The organism is Tumebacillus lacus (genome assembly GCF_026410385.1).
Taxonomy (GTDB): Bacteria; Bacillota; Bacilli; order Tumebacillales; family Tumebacillaceae; genus Tumebacillus; species Tumebacillus lacus.
Map to the genome: position 1 here is coordinate 23972 of NZ_JAPMLT010000014.1, position 20870 is coordinate 44841.

Here is a 20870-nt window from a genome sequence, read left to right on the forward strand (position 1 = left end):
AAAGTGTCATAATCTCGTAGATTTGCCGCTATGCTTTATGCCGATAAAGAAAGTAAAATAGAAGGCGAACAAACAGGGGAGGAATCCGCCTTGAAAGCATTGACGAAATTTTCGATGAAGAATGTGGGTTTGATTTTTATCGCCATTCTTCTGGTATTTGGCGGCGGGCTGTACTCCGTTTCGAAGATGAAGATGGAAAGTCTGCCGAACGTCGACGTGCCGTATCTCAACGTGTACGTCGTCTATCCGGGCGCGACGCCCGATCAAGTGTTGGAGGATATCGCGAAGCCGCTGGAAAGTCAGTTGTCGGGGCTGAAGGGATTGAAAAATCTCTACGTTACGTCGGCGAACAACTACGGCAACGTGTTTTTGGAATTTGAAATGAGCAAGAAGATGGACGAGGCGGAAGCGGACGTCAACGCGGCGCTCGCCAAAGTGCGTCTGCCGGAGACGGCGCAAAAGCCGGAGGTTCATCAGCAAGGTCCGTCGGCCGACGATGTGTTTACGTTTGCCGTCGACGGCGGCGGTGCAGATCAAGCGGCGGTGCAACAGTTCCTGGAGGAAAAGGTCGAGCCGCAACTGGCGACCGTGCCCGGAGTGAGTTCGGTGGGCATCAACGGCACGGCGGAGAAAAAGCTGTTCGTGCGCATCGACCCGGACAAGCTCAAGGAGCACAACCTGACGCTTGAGAAAGTGAAACAGGCGTTGCTCGCCAACAACATCTCCGCTCCGACCGGGGAAGTGACGGTCGACGGGCGGACGATGAACGTGCAGGTCGGCAAGCAACTGACGTCGGTCGAAGATGTGAAAAACGTCAACCTGATCCTCGTCGAGCAAAACATGTCGGGGATGACCGACGCATTCCAGCAGGTCGGCGACGGGATGGGCCAACTCGGTCAGGCGGTCGGGCAGGTCGGACAAGCGGTCGGCCAACTCGGCGGCAGCGTCGGGTCGCTGGCGAAGTCGCAAGCCTTGATGCAACAGCAGATCCTGATCATGGGCGGCATCAATCAGGTGTCGCAACAGATGTTTGCGGATCAGATGCAGTTGAAAGAGCTGCAACTGAAAGAGCAGGCGAGCGCGATGAACTCGCAGGACCCAAAAGACGGGCAGACAGCGGGGCAGATCGTCGCTCTGGAAGCCAAGATCAAGGCGGAGCAAGCGAAGATCGCCGACCTGCAAGGTCAACTGACGCAGGTGCAACATGCGTTGCAAGCGGCGGGCGTGGAAACGCAGTCGTCGCTGCAGGTGCTCCAGCAAGGAGCACAGGCGAACGGCAGCGCGTCGCAGCAGGCAGCGGTGACAAAGCCGAATGCGGACAACGCGAAGGTCGCGCTGGAGCTAAAGACGCTCAAGCTCGGCGATGTGGCGGAGGTCACGTATGAGGTGGCGGACACCGGTTCCTACACCCGGCTGAACGCAAAGCCGGCCGTCACGGCCGGGATCGTCGCCAACGTGGGCGCGAACACGGTCGAGGTGGTCAACGGAGTCAAGGAGAAGCTCGCCGGGATCTCTCTGCCGGACGGGTACGCGATCACGGAACTGCGCGACCAATCGACGGAGATCAAGAAATCGGTCAATTCGATGCTGCGGGAAGCGGTGTTTGGCGCGCTCTTGGCGGCGATTGTCACGCTGATCTTCCTGCGCAACGTGCGGGCGACCGTCGTGGCGTTGCTGTCGATCCCGCTGTCGATCCTCGTGACGATGATCGTGATGAAGTGGATGGACTACTCGCTGAACATGATGACGCTGGCCGGGATCGCGGTGGCGGTGGGGCGCGTGGTCGACGACTCGATTGTTGTCATCGAAAACCTCTACCGCCGCATCCAGACGTCGCACCCGGACGAGCGGGATGACCACTTTGTCCTCTCTGCGACGATGGAGGTGGCGCAGGCTATCACGTCGTCGACGGTGACGACGATTGCCGTCTTTGGCCCGCTGGCGTTCGTACCGGGGATCGTCGGCAAGTTTTTCGCTCCGTTTGCGTGGAGCGTGGTCATCGCATTGGCGTTCTCGCTGTTGATCGCGGTGACGGTGGTGCCGCTGATGTCGCGCCTGTTCCTGATGAACCTCAAGCCGGTCGAGCACAAGGAGAGCGGCCTGCAGCGCGGGTATCGCCGCTTGCTGACTTGGTCGCTCGGGCATAAGACGATCGTGGTCGTCATCTGCCTGGCTTTGCTCGGCGGGACGGGGCTGCTCGTCCCGCAGGTGCCGGTCAACTTCTTCCCGAAGGAGGAGGTCAAATATTACTCCTTCCAAGCGGAACTGCCGATCGGATCGTCGATTGAAAAGGCGAACGAGGTGGCGATGAAAGTGGAGAAACTGGTGCAGGAAGCAGGGGCGACCGAAAATTACACGGCGACCGTCCGCCAAGGATCGGTGCGGATGCGGTTGACGATGAAGGAAGACTTTGACGCGCCGAAGTTTGAAGAGCTGCTGCGCGAGGGCACGAAAGATCTCGGCGAAGGCGTCGAGACGACGCTGACAGGCGTCGGCGGCACACCGGGCAGCGGCGGGGGCTTGTTCCTCGTGCTGAACGGGCCGGATCTGGAGTCGATGAAACGGGCGACCGATCTGATCAAGACGGAACTGGCCAAAGTCGACGGCTTGGCCGATGTGAGTTCGAACGTGGAAGGGGTGCGCCCGCAGGTGTCGATCGTCGTCGACGATGTGAAGGCGGCGGAGCGCGGTCTGAACACGGCGTTGATCATGGGCGCGGTCCGGGACATGATCAGCGGTTCGACGGCGACCAACGTGCTGATCGAAGGCAAGACGACGGCGCTCAACCTCGGCCTGCGGGTCGATGAGTTGAACTCGCTGGACAAGCTCGCCGAGCAGAAGATCACGAGCGTGACCGGCGAGGAAGTGGTGCTGGGCGACGTGGCGAAAGTCGAGATGAAAAACGGCGCGACGTCGATCCAGCGTCTGAACCAGCAGGAGTATGTGTCGATCTCCGGCAAATTCACCTCTCAGAACTCGTCGGGCATTCAAAGCGAGGTCGAGAAGGTGATGGAAGCGATCAAAGGGCAGTTCCCGGAAGGCGTCACCTATTACTTTGAAGGCGAAGCGAAGTTGATCGGCGAGGGCTTTACCAACATGTTTATCGCCATCGGCGTGTCGATTGTGCTCGTCTATGTGGTGATGATGGTGGCGTTTGGCGAGATGCTCGCTCCGCTGGCGATCCTGTTCTCGCTGCCGTTTATCTTTGTCGGGGCGATAGCAGGTCTCTGGCTGACCGACGAATCGCTCGGGATGCCGGCGTTGGTCGGCGTGCTGATGTTGATCGGGATCGTCGTGACCAACGCGATTGTCCTGATCGACCGCGTGATGCAAAACCGGGCGCACGGTTTGAACACGCACGATGCGCTGATCGAAGCGGGTGTGACGCGCATTCGCCCGATTCTGATGACGGCGGTGGCCACCATCGGGGCGTTGGTGCCGCTGGCGGTGACGTCGGAGGGCGGATTGATCTCGCGCTCGCTGGCGATTGTGGTCATCTCCGGGCTGTCGACGTCGACGTTGCTGACGCTTTTGATCGTGCCGATTGCGTATACGGTACTCGACAATATGCGTGCGGCTTTGTTTGGCAAAAAGAAGCGTGAGCAGGTGCAAAAACGTCGGGCGGATGTGCAGACCGACGGGGTGTAAATGGGTAAGGATCGATAATCTCCCCGAATTCTTTTTCACGGGGAGGTTTTTTCTTTTCGGGCAATCCTTTATGATGGAAGGAAATCGTGGTACGGAGGTAGATGCAGATGGGTATGACGCTTTCGTCTAAAATTACAGAGGCGATGGAGCGCGGCAGTTGGGTGCGCAAGATGTTTGAAGACGGCAAGAAGTTGAAAGACGAGTACGGCGTGGAGAATGTGTTCGATTTCTCGCTCGGCAATCCGATTGTCGATCCGCCGGCGGCGTTTCAAGCGGCGCTGAAGGAAGTGGTGGACGAGCCGGTGGCCGGGAAGCATGGTTACATACCGAATCAAGGCTTGCCTGCTGCACGGGCGAAGGTGGCGGAGTATCTGTCGGGGCGTTATGCGGCGGAGTTTGCGCTGGAGCGGATCGTGATGACGGTCGGAGCAGGCGGCGGGCTGAACGTGGTGTTCAAGAGCATCCTCGATCCGGGCGATGAGGTGGTTTTGCTGACCCCGTTCTTTATGGAGTACATCTCGTATGTGGAAAATCACCTCGGCGCGCCGGTGATGGTGCCGTTGGCGGATGATTTTTCGCTGGATCTCGGGGCGATTGAGCAGGCGTTGACAGCGAAGACGCGGGCGATTCTGATCAATACGCCGAACAACCCGACGGGGACGCTGCTGTCTCAGGACGATCTGGACGGGCTCGGCCGGGTGCTGCGTGCGGCGGAGGAGAAGTACGGGACGTCGATCTATCTGGTGTATGACGATCCGTACGGTCAGTTGTTGTATGATGCGCCGTTGCCCGATCCGTTCAAGGCGTACGGGCGGACGGTGTTTGCGTCGTCGTTCTCGAAGGATCTGGGCATCGCCGGCGAGCGGCTCGGGTATTTGGCGCTGGATACGAACGTGGAGGACGGCGATCTGCTGACGGCTACGTTTGTGTTTGCCAATCGGACGCTGGGGTTTGTCAATGCGCCGAATCTGATGCAGCGCGTGATCGCCAAGCTGGACACGCTGGAGGTCGAGCTGCCGGAGTATCGGATGCGGCGGGATCTGATGGTGGAGATCCTGCGCGAGGCGGGGTATGACTTTGTGACACCGCAGGGTGGATTCTTTATCTTCCCGAAATCGCCGATCCCGGACGACGTGGCATTTGTCGCGCAGGTGGCGAAAGAGCACAAACTGCTGCTCGTGCCCGGCACCGGATTTGCCCGGCCGGGGTACTTCCGTCTGTCGTACAGCGTGCCGGTCGAGCAGATCGAGCGGTCGCGGGAGTTGTTTAAAAAAGTGCTGGAGCAGTATCGGTTGCAGGGATAGACAGAGATGTGATAGCATAAAAATAACAAATGGAGCCGAGTTCCCGCTCGGCTCCACATGTAACAACTGACCTGGGGGCGTTCCTCCGCGTAAAGTTGTTGTTGCGGGGAAAGTAGCCACCAAGGGCGGTCAAACCATTGGGTGGCTACTTTTTTATTTCAAGACGACGAAGACGAACGTGGGCAAGGCAATGACTCATAGAAAAAGCTCTCTTCCTTCATACAGGAGAGAGCTTTTTTCGTGAGGTGCATTTAGTTTTTGTTCTTGTAGTCGCGGTAACGGCGGCGTGCCACACCGGAAGCGTAGGCGGCTTCGATGACGGCGAGGCGGACGTTTTGGACGACGTTTTTGTTGAAGACGGACGGGATGATGTATTCTTCGGAGAGCTCGTCTTCGCTCACGCAGGATGCGATGGCGTGGGCGGCGGCGAGTTTCATCTCTTCGTTGATGTCGGAGGCGCGGCAGTCGAGTGCGCCTTTGAAGATGCCCGGGAAGCAGAGCAGGTTGTTGATCTGGTTCGGGTAGTCGGAGCGGCCGGTCGCCATGACGCGCACGTGCGGAGCTGCGACCTCCGGGTCGATCTCCGGCTGCGGGTTGGCCATCGCAAACACGATCGGGTCTTGGGCCATCGACTTCAGATGGTCGACGGTCAGGACGCCCGGGCCGGATACACCGATGAACACGTCCGCGCCGACGATGACATCGGACAGGTTGCCTTTGAGGTTTTCCGGGTTGGTGTTCTGCGCGTACCATTGCCAGTTCGCGTTGGAGTACTCCGTGTCGCGGTTGAGCGCGCCTTCACGGTCGACGCCGATGATGTTTTTCACGCCGGCCAGTTGGAGCATCTTCGTGCAGGCAGTCCCTGCCGCGCCGATGCCTACGACGACGACTTTCAACTCGGAGAGCTGTTTGCCGGTCAGTTTCACCGCGTTCATCAGGCCTGCGAGCAGGACGACGGCGGTGCCGTGCTGGTCGTCGTGGAAGACCGGGATGTCCAGCTCTTCCTTGAGGCGCTTCTCGATCTCAAAGCAGCGCGGTGCCGAGATGTCTTCGAGGTTGATGCCGCCAAATGCCGGTGCGATCGCTTTGACGTGCGCAATGATCGCTTCGGTGTCCTTGGTGTCGAGGCAGATCGGGAACGCGTCGACGCCTGCGAACTGTTTGAACAGCATCGCTTTGCCTTCCATGACCGGCATTGCGCCGTACGGGCCGATGTCGCCGAGGCCGAGGACCGCCGTGCCGTCCGAAACGACGGCGACGGTGTTTTTCTTGATCGTCAGCTTGAACGCCTTGGTCGGGTCTTCTGCGATGGCGGTGCAGACGGTCGCGACGTGCGGCGTGTAGACGCGCGCCAGTTCATCGCGGTTGCGAACGGCGATCTTGGAGCGCATTTCAATCTTGCCGCCGAGGTGCATCAGCATGGTGCGGTCGGAGACGTTGAGGACGCGGATGCCCTCTTCGCCGTCGAGACGCTCGCGGATGCGTTTGCCGTGGTCGCGATCATAGACCATGACGTTGATGTCGCGGATCGCGGTGTCTTTTTCCACGTGGACCACGTCGACACCGATGATGTCGCCGTTTTCTTCGCCGATGTGATGAGCGACCTTGCCGAAGGTCGAGGAGTTGTTGGTCAGTTCCAGGCGGTAGATCAAGGAAAGACCGGCTTGTCGTTCTGTTGCCATGCGGGGGATGCCTCCGTTTCTGGTTTCCTAAAAATCAGACTCTATGATGACAAGAGTTGAATGGTCATATGATAGAAGTAGACACTATTGTAGCACTGTAACGAAGCTGGTAAAAGAATGTCAAGATAAAATTTCGTTGTATGGAGTGTTTTGGCAAGACTATAATAGGAAAAAGGAAACCAGACGCCATTTATCGAAATCAATAAGACATGGGGGTCTGTATGTTGTTTTCTGGTAAGATTCCCATTTTACATGCGATTCTCTCCCATTCGCGCAAGGTGCGGGCGGCGTATCATGTGCCCGGTCACAAGATGGGACGCGGGCTGCCAGGTGAGATCGGAGCGATGCTCGGCGCGGCCGGGCGGCTCGATCTGACGGAGATCCCGGGGCTGGATGACCTGCACGCGCCGGAGGGCGCGATCTTGCAGGCGCAACGGCTGGCAGCGGAAGCGTTCGGCGCGGAGGAGACTTGGTTTTTAGTAAACGGCAGCACGGCGGGCAATCTGGCGATGATCATGGCGGCAGTCAAGCCGGGTCAGCAGATCTTGGTCCCGCGCAATTTGCATAAGTCGGTGTTGAACGGGTTGATACTGGCACAGGCTCAGCCTGTTTTTTACAATCCGGATCTGGACGCGCGGTATGGGATCGCGTCGGGTGTCGACCCGGAGACGATCCGGGAGGCGGTACGAGAGCACCCGGAGGCGAAGGCGGTGTTTGTCGTGTCGCCGACCTATCACGGCATCTGTTCGGATCTGGCTGCGATCGCTCAGATCGCGCATGAGGCGGGGATGCTGCTGCTCGTCGACGAGGCGCACGGCGCTCATTTTGCGTTTCATGAAGACCTGCCGCCGACAGCGATGGAGAGCGGAGCCGATCTGGCGGTGCAGAGCACGCACAAGACGCTCGGTGCGCTGACGCAATCGTCGATGCTCCACGCGCAAGGCGAGCGGGTCGACCGGGTGCGGCTTCGCAAGCGGCTGCAACTGGTGCAGAGCACGTCGCCGTCGTATCTGTTGCTGGCGTCGCTCGATGCGGCCCGGCATCAGATGGCGACAGAAGGCCGTCACAGGTTCGGCAAGGCGATGCAGGCGCTGCGTGATGGAGTGGACAGGGTGCGGCGGGAACTGCCGGATCTGGAACTGCTGACAGACGCGGGCAAGTATCGCGTCGATCCGCTGAAGTGGACGATCCGCGTGGACAGGCTCGGGATCTCCGGGGTGCAGGCGTATGAACTGCTCCACGAGCGGGAACTCGTCACCTTGGAGCTGGCCGATCCGCGCAACGTGCTGGCGGTGTTCACCTACGCGGACACGCCGCTGCAGGTGAACCGGCTGGTGGATGCGTTGGGGAGGCTGGCGTCTGAAGGGAAAGGGCAGAATGCTTCTGATAAGGTCCATGCAAACGAGCAGACTGGACATGCAGAGCAGGTCTTGCCCTTTGCCCGCGAGCCTTTTCTTCTCCCTCCGACTCCTGTCATGGCCGTTTTGCCATATGAGGCGTTTGAGCGGGAGTCGGAGCCGGTGGCTCTGGCGGAGGCGGCGGGCCGGGTGGCGGCGGAGACGGTGATTCCGTATCCGCCGGGGATACCGGTGCTCGTGCCGGGAGAAGTCTGGACCGATGAGATGGTGAAGTACGTGCAGCAGTTGCGCGAGGCGGGGGTGCGCTTTCAAGGAGTGGAAGACACCGCCCTGCGGACTGTGCACGTCTTAACGTGAAGTGAAGGGAATGTAGGAGAGTGGGTCTGTTTTTGACGATGGAAGGCCCGGACGGCGGCGGCAAGTCGACGCAGATCCGCTTGTTGGCCGCACGTTTGGGCGAGTGCGGAATACGATATTGTACCACCCGGGAACCGGGCGGCACCCCGATCAGCGACAAGATCCGGGCGGTGCTGCTCGATCCGAGCCACGGCGAGATGGCGCCGAAGACGGAAGCGCTGCTCTATGCAGCCTCCCGCGCGCAACACGTCGCAGAAGTGATCCGACCGGCCTTGGCCCGCGACGAGATCGTGCTCTGCGACCGCTACATCGACGCGTCTCTCGCCTATCAGGCGACCGGGCTTGATCTGTCATACGAATACGTGCGGCGTCTCTCCGAAGACGCCACGGACGGACTGTGGCCCACCCGGACGTACCTGATCGATGTGCCGGTCGAGATCGGCATCGAACGGGTCTGCAAAAGCCGGGGGCTCGGGCTCGATCGGATCGAACAGCGCGACCTGACGTATCATCAGCGCGTTCGGGAACAGTTTCTGGAGATCGCCGCGTCCCAGCCGGACCGGGTGCTCGTCCTCGACGGCACCAAGTCGACGGCAGAGGTGGCCGAGGAGATCTGGCAGGACGTCCGCCGGTTCCTGTAAGGGAAAAAAGGAGGCGTTCCTCGATGCGACTCGTCATCGCGGTTGTACAGGATAAAGACAGTTATCGGCTTTCTGAGAAATTGGTCAAGCACGGGTTTCGCGCGACAAAGCTCGCCAGCACAGGCGGCTTTTTGAAAGCGGGCAATACGACGTTTCTGATCGGTGTGGAACATGACAAGGTGGACGACGTCCTCGCCTTGATCAAAGAAAGCTGCCACACCCGCGAGCAGACGATGACCCCGATGCAGCCGATGGGCAACAACGTCGACGCGTTTGTGCCCTATCCGGTGTCGGTGCAGGTCGGCGGCGCGACCGTGTTTGTGATCGACGTCGAGCAATTCGCTCATTTTTAAACGAAAGAGAGTTGTGCGGCAATGAAGATCGGGCAAAATCAAAGACCGTTCGTCGATACGCTCGGTCTTCGGGACGACAACAAGGCGGGAGTGAAATCTCCCGCTTTTCAAGAGATCTTCCAGCAGGCGGGGGCCAAACTGACCCGCGCCGAACTGGACAAGCTGATGGTGTCGATCGACGAGATGGGCAAACTGCTCTCCCGGCAGATGTCGTGGAAGTCGCTCATGGACTACAAAGAGCGCGTGCGCCGCTTTTTGGAGCAGATCGTCAAAGGCGGATTTTCCGCGACCGAAAAGCAGGGCTTTGACCGCCGCGGGCGGATGCGCCTCTACAAGATCATCTCGCAGATCGACGACCTGATGGCCGAACTGGCCGAGCAGGTCGTCAGCGACGAAAAGGACAACATCGAGATCCTCGCCAAGATCGGCGACATTCGCGGTCTGCTGGTGAATTTGTACTACTAAGTATAGTTTTCAAATACGCATCGTTTCGAACAAAGGGGGTCTGCTGCGATGACATGGCCTGTACCGGGAGGAGCTGCGGACATGCTCTCGCGCTCCCTGCAGACGGGTCGGCTGGCCCACTCGTATCTCTTTCTCGGGCCGGAGGGCTCGGGACGCAGAGAGACGGCGAGTTATTTTGCCAAGTCGATCCTCTGCATCTCCACCACGGCGGAACGCCCGTGCGGCGTCTGCACCCAATGCAAAAAATTTGAATCAGGCAATCACCCGGATGTGCTGACAGTGGAGCCGGACGGCAACGCGATCAAGATCGCCCAAGTCCGCGAACTGCAGCACGCGTTCTCGCGCAAGGGGCTGGAAGCGGACCGCAAAGTCTACATCGTCCGGCAAGCTGACAAGATGACGGTGGAAGCGGCCAACTCGCTGCTCAAATTCTTGGAGGAGCCGACATCGCCGGTCACGGCGATCCTGCTCGCCGAGTCGAAAACCAAGCTGTTGCCGACGGTCATCTCGCGCTGCCAGATCATTCCCTTCTCCCGCCGTTCGCCGCAAGAAGTCGAAATGCAGCTGAACGCAGAGGGGATCACCGGCTCCCGCGCCCGATTTTTGGCCTACCTGAAACAGAGCGCTCCGGCCGCTATAGAATTTGCCAATGGCGATAAGTTTGCGGAAATCTTGTCGCTGGTGGTACAATTGACGGAAGAAGTGACAACACGTCGAGGGAATCCCCTTTTGACTATACAGGAAAAAATCATCAAACCGAGCTGGCAGTCGGCGGAGATCGATGCGTTTTTGGATTGTCTCGCTTGGTGGTATCGTGATTTGATGCATGTGAGCCTCGGGCTCGTGTCAACCGTCGCTGCAGAAGGACAACTCGAAAAATATCGCTCCCAAGCCCTGCTGCTCCGCTCGGACCAACTCCTCGATGCGGTGGACACCGTATTGATGACCAAAAAACGTCTGCAAGGCAATGCCAACGTGCAACTGACGCTGGAACATATGATCTTGCGGCTGCAGGGGGTATCCTAAAGTATGTTTGCCGTAGTCGGAATCCGCTTTAAAAAAGCGGGCAAAATCTACTATTTCGACCCCGGCGACCTTCCGATTGAAAAAGGGCACTATGCCATCGTGGAAACCGCGCGCGGCGTGGAATACGGAGAAGTGGTCATCGGCAAAAAGTCTGTCTCCGAAGGAGACGTCGTCCTGCCTTTGAAGCGCGTGTTGCGCTTAGCCGACGCCAAAGATGCGGCCCAGGTGGAAGAGAATAAGGTCGCCGCGAAGAAAGCATTTACGATCTGCCAGCAAAAGATCATCGATCATTCGATGGAGATGAAGCTGGTGGATGTGGAATACACGTTTGACCGCAACAAGATCATCTTTTACTTCACGGCGGACGGTCGCGTTGATTTTCGTGAACTGGTCAAGGACCTTGCGTCGGTGTTTCGCACTCGCATCGAACTGCGCCAGATCGGCGTGCGCGATGAGGCGAAACTGCTCGGCGGGATCGGTCCTTGCGGGCGCATCCTGTGCTGCTCGAGCTGGCTCGGCGACTTTGACCCGGTCTCGATCCGGATGGCCAAAGACCAGAACCTCTCGCTCAATCCGGCCAAGATCTCCGGGCTGTGCGGCCGCCTGATGTGCTGCTTGAAGTTTGAGACCGAAGCATATGAGAGCGAGCCGGAGCAAACCGAAGTGCTCGATATCGGAGTGAAGGTGAAGACGCCGAACGGACACGGCAAAGTGACCGGCGTCAACACGCTGGAAAAGACGGTCCAAGTCGAGATGGAACGCTCCAAGCATGTTCGGGAATATTCCATTTATGATGTCCAGCGTTTTGCGGACTGATCCAAAGAGTCGAATGGCAATGCGGGGTGAACATGTTTGGACAAACAGGCCGTTTTTGCTCAAGTCGCCAATGTCGAGGAACGCATCGGAGAACTCTACCGCGAACTCGGCTCGCTGAAGCATAAGATCGTGGAATTGATTGAGGAAAACCAAAAGCTCCAGATGGAAAACGAAAATCTCCGCAAACGGTTGTCGGCCGCTGAGAAACACGAAGCGGAAGGCGCGTCGCCGATGCTCGGCGAAGGCTATGACAACCTCGCGCGGCTCTATCAGGAAGGGTTCCATATCTGCAACCTTCACTACGGGAGCCTGCGCACAGAGGGAGACTGCTTGTTCTGTCTGTCGTTTTTGCACAAATGATGAGTTACAGAGTTACACCTAGGTCAGTCATCCGTTTGGAGGAGGTGCGTTCTTCCTATGCATGAACAGGAAGCGTATCGCTCTCTTCGTCACAATGTGCGGATCAATACGATCCAAGGAATCTTCTCCGTCGTCGCGACGAACTTGACGACGGCGTTCATTCCGATGTTCGCGATCAAAGTGTTGGAAGCGTCCGATGTACAAGTCGCTTGGTTGTCGTCCTTACCGGCGTTAACCGGGATTCTCGTCTTGTTGCCGGGCGCTTTTTTTATTGATCGCTTGGCGGCGAAGAAGCGTTTTACCGGTACCGCCATCGCAGCGGGCCGAATGTTTTTCTTGATGATGGCGTTGTTGCCCTTGATGTCGATGTCGCCGGTGGCGATCGCGTGGGCGTTTGTGGTCCTGAACGCGTTGATGAATCTGCCGCAGTCGCTGGCCTTGCTGTCGTGGCAAGCGTTTATCGGCGATGTGATCCCGGCCGCCCAGCGGGCCAAAGTGTTTGGCATGCGCAATCGGATCACACAGGGAGTCGGGATCATCACGACGATCTTGACGGGGCTCTTGATCGTGCGGACGGGGGATCATGCGGCCTGGCCGTATCAGGCGGTGTTTCTGACCGCGTTTGCGGTCGGCATGCTGGAGGCGGCGTGGCTGATGCGCATCCGCGAGCCGTTTGTCGACCCGGCGAGCAAGTCGCAGACACCGATCTGGGAAACGGTGCGGACGTCGATGCGCTCGCTGAGCCGGGCCAAGCGGTTTTTGCTGTTTGCGGCCGCTTCGACGATGTTTCATTTTGGCTGGCAGATGGCGTGGCCGTTGTTTAACATCTATCAGGTATCGGAAGAGTATGTCGGCATGTCCGCTCTGTGGGTGTCGCTGATCTCGGTGTTCAACGGCCTTGCCGCCGTGCTCACCTACCGTCTGTGGGGGCGGGTGGCCGATCGGATCGGCAACGGCCTGACGCTGGTGATCGGCACGGCCGGGCTGTCGACAGCGCCTTTTTTGTATGCGCTGACGTCCAATCTGTGGCTGTTGCTGCTCTCGAACTTGTGGATGGGCATCTTTGTGGCCTGCACGACGCAGACGCTGTTCAACCGGGTGCTGGAACTGTCGCCGCATGACAACCGGGCCTTTTTCATCGCGATGCACTCGATCTTTATCGGAGTGACGGCGATCTTTGCGCCGCAGTTTGGCGTGTGGGTGATGGGGATCACGTCGATTGAGACGGCGTTTCATATCTCGTCTCTGTGGCGGCTGACCGGAGCGGGGGCGCTGTTGTGGGTCGCACTCTGGGAGCGCAGACGGCACCGCGCGGAGTCGGGACGGGGGATCGGTTTGTAAACATACGGAGGAGGACCTGTGCAGTGGCGAAACGGATCTTGTTGGCAGAAGATGAAGAGGTGCTGCGCATGTTGATTGTCGATACGCTGGAGGACGAAGGCTACGAGATCGACGAGGCGTGCGACGGTGAGGAAGCGTTGGAGAAGATCATGCAGCGGGAGTATGATCTCGTGCTGCTCGATTATATGATGCCCGGGATGACGGGCCTTGATGTGACGGAGAAGGTCCGTCTCATGCCGGAGAAGGCCGGGCTGCGCATCTTGATGTTGACGGCGAAGAGTCAAAAGTCGGATCAAGATCTGGCTCGACAGATCGGTGTGAACTACTTTATGGCCAAACCGTTTTCGCCGCTCGATCTGCTGGATCTGGTCGACCGGATCTTGAGTGAGGACCGCTAGATGGGAGCGCAAGTGAAAAAGAGCATCCTGCGGCAGATCTCGCTGTACATGGTCGTGATGATCGTCCTGATTGCGCTCGGTGCCTTGATGCTCTATGTGGTGGAAGACCGGATCCGCTCCAACTACGAGCGCGAACTGATCCTGATCGATCAAAAGACGGATCTGGCCATCGACATCCAGCAGACGATGAGCGGCGCGGTGACCGAACTGCGCGGGTTGATGGCGTTTCGGCAGGAAGAGTTTGTGGGGAAGATCAAGGTCCGCGAACAGGCGGTCAACGACGACATCGACGCGTTTGCCAAGCTGGAGCTAGACGCAGAGGGCAGGGAGTATCTGCAAAGGCTCCGCGTGTCGCGGGACCGATATTTCCTCGACATGGTGCCAGTGGGCATTGAACTCGGCCTGCAAGGTGACACCGCGGAGATGGTGCGCCTGTCGCGGGAGGAGAACTGGACGGAGTTTGTCGATCAATTTCGAGTTGAAAATATCGCCTACATCGATGTGCTCGACCGGCACGCCGATGACGCGCACGAGGAGCTTACCCGCGATCTGAAACGGGCGTCGGTGAGCTTTACCGTCTATCTGGTGCTGGTTGCCTTGATCGTCGGCGTGCTGGCGATCCGTCTGGCGAAAGACATCGGCCTGCCGCTTCAGGAGTTGGCGCGGGTGGCCAAACAGCATGACGCCGACCTGCTGCTCCGGCTGCCGTATGACCGACGTGCGGACGAGATCGGCAATCTGACCGTGTCGCTGAAGACGATGTGGCAGCAGATCCGCCGCAATGAACGGGAGATGATCGAGCAGAACGAAGAGCTGCAAGCTCAGCAAGAAGAGCTGATCTCGCAGCAGGACGAACTGACGGAGACGGTGGCCAAAATGCGCCAACACGAGCAGGTGCTGGAGGCGCAAAACAGACTGAACGCGTCGCTGATCAACACGTCGTCCCGCGACGATCTGCTCAAGAGCATCATCCAAAACCTCGTCACCATTCAAGGGGTGGACAAAGGGGCGGTCGTGCTGCTGGAGGCGGGCTACCCGCATGCGGCGGTGGGCCTCACCGAAGCGCAGACGGTGGCCTTTTTCACCAACCTTGACGAAGGCGTGCTGGCCCGGCTGCGGGAGGAGCGCGACACGCTGGTGATCGAGCGGGATGCGGCCGGAGCGGAGAAAGGGTATCATGACCTGCCGATCCGGCTGAGCGATCTGTTTGTGCCGATCTTCTCGCAGGAGGAGGACGTGATCGCGCTGCTTGTGATGACACGCCTTGGCCGGGCCTTTTCCAAAGAGGATCGGGCACAGGCGCGGGCGTTGGCCAATCAGGTGGCGCTGGCGATTGAGAAGTGGCGTGCGTACGAAGTGTCGGAGCGTGAACGCGTTGTCAATCAGGAGATCCTCGACTCGATCCGCGAAGGGGTGCACCTGTTTGACGAGCAAGGCGAACTGCGACAGGTCAACCATACATGGAAGACGTGGATGGCGGACGAGTCGACTCCGGCTGCGGCCGACAGACGGACGAAGGAATGCGTCTATCGCGAACTGCGGGAACGGGCCCTGCAGGCGGACGAGTTGATCGCTTTCATCGAAGGGGCGATGCTCGGCGAACGTGCGGACGGTGAGACGAGGATCTATCGTCTGAGCGGCGCGGAAGAGAAAGTGATGCAGGTCTATTTCGAGCGTATCTTCGATCAAAACGGGGTGTTGCGCGGCACGGTGTTTGTCCACCGCGACATGACCCGCGAGTATGAAGTGGATCAGATGAAGTCGGAGTTTGTCTCGACCGTCTCGCACGAACTGCGCACGCCGCTGTCCAGCGTGCTCGGCTTTACCGAACTGATGCTGCACAAGGAGCTGAAGCCGGAACGCCAGCGCAAGTATCTGGAGACCATCCACAAGGAAGCGGAGCGGCTGACCCAGTTGATCAACGATTTCCTCGACATTCAGCGCATGGAGGCGGGTCGGCAGTCGTACGACTTTGCAAAGGTCGATCTGGTGCCGCTGGCGAAGGAGTTGATCGAGACGATGGCGTTCCATGCGCCGCAGCATCGTCTGGAATTGGATGCGGTCACCGATCCGGCTCCGGTGCGCGGCGACGAGGCGAAACTGCGCCAAGTGCTGCTCAACCTGATCGGCAACGCGATGAAGTACTCGCCAAACGGCGGCGAAGTGCGCGTGATGATCCGTGAGGCGGGCGATGAACTGGCGGTATCGGTGACCGATCAGGGACTTGGCATCCCGAAGGAATCGCTCGGTCATCTCTTCACCAAATTTTATCGGGTCGACAATTCGGACCGTCGCAAGATCGGCGGGACGGGGCTCGGACTTGCGATCTGCAAAGAGATCGTCAAGGCGCACGACGGCCGGATCGAGGTGGAGTCGCAACTTGGAGAAGGCAGTGTGTTCACGCTTTATTTCCCGAGAAATCAAGCGGTGAGAGGAAACGAGGTGCGGCTGTCAGACGGAAACGGTCAGGAGATGCCGCGCCTGATGATCGTCGAGGATGACGACTCGCTGGCGCTCTTGCTGCAAGAAGAGCTGCAGGAGAGCGGCTTTGCAGCGGAGCATGTGCGGGAAGGCGAGTCGGCGTTGCAACGGATCACGGAGCAACTGCCCGACGCGATCGTGCTCGACATTCGTCTGGCCGATACGCTCAGCGGGTGGGATGTGCTTGAGCGGTTGAAAGCGGATGAGCGGACGGCGTCGATCCCGATCTTCATCTCGTCGGCGTTGGAAGAGCGCGAACGGGGGATGTCGCTTGGAGCGAACGACTACCTGATCAAGCCGTACCAACCGGCCAAGCTCTCCAATCTGATCTTGCAGACGTTGTTGCGCAAGGAAAAGACCGGCGTGATCATGGTGCCGACCGCGAAGGAAGGAGGAGAGGCGGATGAGCGACCACAGGGAGAAGCGTGAGAAGAATCAAAAACTGCTGCGCAAGACGCGCAAACTCTATGTGCAAGACCTCGGCAAGCAGATCGAGGAGTTGGAACTGTGTCTTCGCGAGCTGAATCAAGAGTTTGATCCGGAGCTGGCGAGCCAAGTCTACCGGATCGCGCACAAGATGAAAGGCAGCGCCCCGATCTTTGGCTTTGAGCGGGCGGGGCGGATCGCGGAGACGTTCCTCGTACTGTACGGGTGGGCGAACGAAGAGGACGGCATCGTGCCCGCCTCTCGGGAGACGCTGATCCACCAGAGCCGCGAGCATCTCTTGCAATTGAAGATGGAGCAGGAGGTCTGTGCCAAGGAGATCGAAGTGGATGAGCTCGATCTGCAGACGGTGCAGGCGCCGCTGGCGATGCAGGGACGCCTGCTGTTGATCGACGATGACGATCTGCTGCGCTCCTATCTCGTCAAACAGCTGGAATTGGCGGGGTACCGCATCGACGACGCGTCCGACGTGGAGACGGCGAAGGCCAAACTGCGGGAGTCCGCCTATGATGTGATCTTGCTCGATCTGATGATGTATCCGCAGTCGGGGTACGAGCTGTTCGATTTCTTGAAAGAAGACCCGACGCTGAAGTGGATTCCGCTCGTCGTGCTCTCCGGTCGCGATGACCTCGACGACAAAGTGCGCTGTTTGCGCCTTGGAGCGGACGACTATGTGACGAAGCCGTTCGAATATGAAGAGTTGGAGGCGCGGATCTTTTCGTTGCTCAAACGCTCGAAGCAGTTTGAGCAGATGGCGTTTCGCGATGCGCTGACCGGCGTGTACAACCGCCGCTATTTCGATCATCATCTGCAGATGGTGCTGCAATGGGTGCAGCAGGATGACAAGCCGATCTCGCTGGCGTTTCTCGACATCGACCGGTTTAAGAGCATCAACGACACGTACGGGCATCAGGTCGGCGACATGGTGTTGCAGGGACTCGGGCACCTGTTGCAGCAAAACTTGCGCACGACCGATCTCTTGGCCCGCTACGGCGGGGAGGAACTGGTGATCCTGTTCCAAGACACGACAGCGGAGCAGGCCGCGATCGTGATGCACCGCATCTTGGAAAAGGTGCGGGTGCAGCCGCTCGTGCGGGCGGAGGGACAGGGCACGTGCATCACGTTCTCCGCCGGGGTGGCGCAGTGGCAGCCGGGCCTGACAGAAAAGCGCTGGATCGCAATGGCAGACGACGCGATGTACCGGGCGAAGCAGGCCGGACGCGACCGGGTAGTGGTGGCGGGTGCGGAGGGTGCGCTCGAACTGCCGAGCGGCGAGGGACCGGCTGTGCCTCGCCGCCGCATCTTGATCGCGGACGACGATGTGATCATCACCTCGATCTTGCAGAGCAAACTGCGCGATCTGCCGGTCGACATCGAAGTGGTGAACGACGGGGAGGCGGCGCGTGAACACTTGCAGCGCGGGCTGTTCGATCTGTTGATCCTCGACGGCGTGATGCCCAAACTCGACGGGTTCTCCCTGCTGGAAAGCATGCGGCCCGAACTTCAGCAACAGGGCGTGAAAGTGCTGATGCTCTCAGCGCAAAAGCGGGAGGAAGACATCGTGCGCGGGTTGACGCTCGGAGCGGACGATTATATGTCCAAGCCGTTTTCCCTGCTGGAGTTGGAGATCCGGGTGAAGCGGCTGTTGAATCTGGAGGACTGACAAAAGAACAACAGCAACAAAAACTCCCGCCTACGGGGATTCGTGGGCGGGAGTTTTTTTCTTTGGCCGCAAGAAGAAGAAGAGCAGCACGGGGAACAGCACCTGAAACAGCAGGGCAAGTGCCGGCCAGGTGTGGTTGAGATTGACCACCTGCAGGGAGTTTTCGAAGAACCAAAAGGAGCAGACCAGCGCAAACACCGTCACCGGTGAGGCGAGCAGTTTTTCCGAGACGGTCGGCAGGCATCTTCTGATCCCGCGGCAGATCACGAAGACGGAAAATGCGACCTTGGTAAACATCGCGGATGCCCAGATCGAGACGAGGATCATGTCGAACCGGTCGAGGAAGTCGGTGAGCCGGATCTGCCGGGTCAATTCGTGATTGGGATACATAAACCGGGCCGAGACGTGCACCCCGAGGACGATGATGTTATACACGATCAGGATCACGAGCAGAAAGGAACCGAACAGTTGCGCGTAGGCGGCGGTGCGAAAATTGAAGGTCTTGGACTTGAACACAAAGGGCAGGATCAGCATCTCGCCAAGATAGGGAAAGGCGAGCCAAGCCCCTTTGGCGACATGTCCGGGGCCGCCGTCAAAGATCGGCAGCAGCGACTCCAAGTCGAGCTCTTTCAGCAAGACCAGCGGTAAAGACAGGATGACCAAGGCGAGCATCACGAAAAATATCTCGGCCACCCGACCGAGCACTTCGATCCCGGAGGCGACGATGGGGATGATCACGCCGATCATCAGCAACCCGATCACCGACAAGGGTGTCTGTTGCAGCAAGACGATATTTGAAAAGTCGATAAACATCCGCAGATCGCGTTGCAAGATCAGGAAGGTAAACAGGATCATCGAACAGACGATCAACCGTCCGATCAGCCGATACCGATGGGTCAGCGCTTCAAACAAATCCTGATCAGGAAAGCGCTGCGAGACTTTCGAGAGCAACCAGAGCATGGCCAAGATCAGCAGGGAAGCGAGCGGATAGGTCATCCACGCATCTTGCTTGGCCACACCGATGATCTGGGCGGGCAAGGAGATCAGCGTCGCGTCGAACGTGTATCCGGCTCCGATCAAAAACATCTGGCGTCTGGAGATCTGCTCCATCTGTCAGCCCTCCTCACTTCAGGATATCGAACGGTTGCAGCAACATTTCGAGGTAAACAGCCGGCCGCGGCACATGCATGGACACTTGCAACCAGACCCAAATCGCGCTGCTGAGCGCGTACAGGGAAAAAGAGATCAGTCGCGTGCTGCGCGTGCTTTTCCGGAGCGGGCGCCATTCCAACATCAAGATGATCGCAAAAACGAGGAGTGAGAGGATCAATTGTCCGATCATCGCGTGATCTCCCCGTCTTTGCGGCCGAAGGGCAGCGTGGTAAATCCGGTGTGTTCGATGTGGATGTTGGGTTCCACGACGACCTTCACGTTCGCCAGATAGCGGGGCCAGTCTTTTTTCATCCGATACCAGTCTTCGGTGTAAGATCGATACACGCGCAGGCCGAGGCCCATCGGGTCGGCGTGCAGGCGATGCGCCGCTTCTTCCACCGCTTCCTTGATCTCACTTTGAATCTTTTCTTGAACCAAGCGTTCGATCTTGATCAGATTGCCGTTGTAGCCCAGATCGTAGGTCGACTCGTTCTCGACGACCGACCCTTTGCCGCGAATGCGAATGTGCATCGTCACTTGATCCCCTTTGATTTCGGGGATGATCGTGGCGCGGTTTTCTTGGAAAACGACGGTGATGTAGCCGTCTTTGCTGGGTGCCAAAACGGTCACTTGCGTATTGCGGGATTGGTCCATCGCCATCAACAGACCCTGCGCTTTATCTTGGTAGAGAATGCCGGCCAACCGATTTTCCCCGTTAAAAACGGCCACACCGCTCATTTGCAGGTTGGTGCGCGACGGGGTTGCTTGACCGGGATGGGTCTTGGTGACGTGGACGACCGGAACCACCGGGTCGATTCCGTCGGAGAGCATCGCTTCCACCACATGTTTGATCATCTGCGGCCGCTTCATCGAGTTTTGCGCCAACTCCCGCAACATCTCGCCGGGAAATTGTTCGGTAGGAGCATCGGCGCTCAACACGTCACGTCCCAGCCCTTCCGCGATCAGCAAGAAACTGGTCAGGCGATTTTGCGGCACGCGGCTGACCACATCCATCACCGGGGCGATCCCTTCTTTGGAGAGATCCTCGCCGAGGACCAACACGCGGCGATGGGCGAAGTACAGAGCGCGGGACAATGATTTCTGCTGCTTGATGTTGGCATCCCGAATGTTTTTGCCGGCGGTGGAGTCGATAAACCACGGTTTTTCCCCGGAGGTGCCGCCTCCGCCGCCTGCGTTGCCGACGCTGCCCATCTGACCTGGCAGGGGGACTTGCACCGAAGCGATGTATTGATCTTCCTGTTTATCAAAGGCGGTGGCCACGACGAACGCGATGTCGTTGATCTCCCTGCGATCCCAGCATCCGGTCAGGGGCAGAGCAGTCAAGCCGAGCGTCAAGAGCAGCACCATCCATTTTCGCATC

The 20870-nt window shown here is 58.7% G+C and carries 17 protein-coding genes; 13 read left to right on the forward strand and 4 right to left on the reverse strand.

From position 1 onward, the window contains the following. Positions 1-90: 90 nt before the first annotated feature. Positions 91-3648, forward strand: coding sequence for an efflux RND transporter permease subunit (locus OS242_RS18450; RefSeq protein WP_267153172.1), 3558 nt, complete (start codon positions 91-93; stop codon positions 3646-3648). Between the two features lie 107 nt (positions 3649-3755). Next, positions 3756-4952: a pyridoxal phosphate-dependent aminotransferase gene (locus tag OS242_RS18455; RefSeq protein ID WP_407702130.1), complete on the forward strand. Its 1197-nt coding sequence runs from the start codon at positions 3756-3758 to the stop codon at positions 4950-4952. Positions 4953-5203: 251 nt separating this feature from the next. Here OS242_RS18455 and OS242_RS18460 read toward each other — a convergent pair whose 3' ends face one another. Further along, positions 5204-6634, reverse strand: a complete 1431-nt coding sequence (locus OS242_RS18460) for an NAD-dependent malic enzyme (RefSeq protein ID WP_267153174.1) — start codon at positions 6632-6634, stop codon at positions 5204-5206. A gap of 224 nt (positions 6635-6858) precedes the next feature. Between OS242_RS18460 and OS242_RS18465 the strand changes: the two genes are divergently transcribed. The 11 genes from OS242_RS18465 to OS242_RS18515 are packed head-to-tail and all read left to right on the forward strand — an operon-like array spanning position 6859 to position 18337. Then, positions 6859-8349: an aminotransferase class I/II-fold pyridoxal phosphate-dependent enzyme gene (locus OS242_RS18465; RefSeq protein ID WP_267153175.1), complete on the forward strand. Its 1491-nt coding sequence runs from the start codon at positions 6859-6861 to the stop codon at positions 8347-8349. 38 nt (positions 8350-8387) lie between these two features. Next, positions 8388-8990, forward strand: coding sequence for a dTMP kinase (gene tmk, locus OS242_RS18470; RefSeq protein WP_407702132.1), 603 nt, complete (start codon positions 8388-8390; stop codon positions 8988-8990). A gap of 23 nt (positions 8991-9013) precedes the next feature. Continuing rightward, entirely contained in the window at positions 9014-9343 is a 330-nt protein-coding gene (locus OS242_RS18475; RefSeq protein WP_267153177.1) for a cyclic-di-AMP receptor, read from the forward strand. Between the two features lie 21 nt (positions 9344-9364). Continuing rightward, entirely contained in the window at positions 9365-9808 is a 444-nt protein-coding gene (locus tag OS242_RS18480) for a YaaR family protein (RefSeq protein WP_267153178.1), read from the forward strand. A gap of 48 nt (positions 9809-9856) precedes the next feature. Next, complete coding sequence (gene holB / locus OS242_RS18485; protein ID WP_267153179.1) at positions 9857-10834, forward strand: DNA polymerase III subunit delta'; 978 nt, start codon at positions 9857-9859, stop codon at positions 10832-10834. 3 nt (positions 10835-10837) lie between these two features. Further along, a complete protein-coding gene (locus OS242_RS18490; RefSeq protein WP_267153180.1) occupies positions 10838-11650 on the forward strand; it encodes a PSP1 domain-containing protein in 813 nt (270 codons plus the stop codon). Between the two features lie 36 nt (positions 11651-11686). Then, on the forward strand, positions 11687-12010 hold the full coding sequence (gene yabA, locus OS242_RS18495) for a DNA replication initiation control protein YabA (RefSeq protein WP_267153181.1): 324 nt from the start codon (positions 11687-11689) through the stop codon (positions 12008-12010). A gap of 57 nt (positions 12011-12067) precedes the next feature. Beyond that, complete coding sequence (locus OS242_RS18500) at positions 12068-13351, forward strand: MFS transporter (RefSeq protein ID WP_267153182.1); 1284 nt, start codon at positions 12068-12070, stop codon at positions 13349-13351. Between the two features lie 23 nt (positions 13352-13374). Then, a complete protein-coding gene (locus OS242_RS18505) occupies positions 13375-13749 on the forward strand; it encodes a response regulator (protein ID WP_267153183.1) in 375 nt (124 codons plus the stop codon). Beyond that, positions 13750-16659 (forward strand): ATP-binding protein, encoded by a 2910-nt coding sequence (locus OS242_RS18510; protein ID WP_267153184.1) that lies wholly within the window; start codon positions 13750-13752, stop codon positions 16657-16659. Beyond that, positions 16634-18337: a diguanylate cyclase gene (locus OS242_RS18515; RefSeq protein WP_267153185.1), complete on the forward strand. Its 1704-nt coding sequence runs from the start codon at positions 16634-16636 to the stop codon at positions 18335-18337. The genes OS242_RS18510 and OS242_RS18515 overlap by 26 nt, the downstream gene beginning before the upstream one ends. A gap of 30 nt (positions 18338-18367) precedes the next feature. Here the strand turns inward: OS242_RS18515 and OS242_RS18520 are convergent, their stop codons facing one another. Genes OS242_RS18520 through OS242_RS18530 form a run of 3 tightly spaced genes read right to left on the reverse strand, consistent with a single transcriptional unit; the run spans position 18368 to position 20869 of the window. Further along, a complete protein-coding gene (locus OS242_RS18520) occupies positions 18368-19447 on the reverse strand; it encodes a GerAB/ArcD/ProY family transporter (RefSeq protein WP_267153186.1) in 1080 nt (359 codons plus the stop codon). 13 nt (positions 19448-19460) lie between these two features. Next, entirely contained in the window at positions 19461-19679 is a 219-nt protein-coding gene (locus OS242_RS18525; protein WP_267153187.1) for a hypothetical protein, read from the reverse strand. Next, a complete protein-coding gene (locus OS242_RS18530) occupies positions 19676-20869 on the reverse strand; it encodes a Ger(x)C family spore germination protein (protein ID WP_267153188.1) in 1194 nt (397 codons plus the stop codon). The genes OS242_RS18525 and OS242_RS18530 overlap by 4 nt, the downstream gene beginning before the upstream one ends. Position 20870 lies beyond the last annotated feature (1 nt).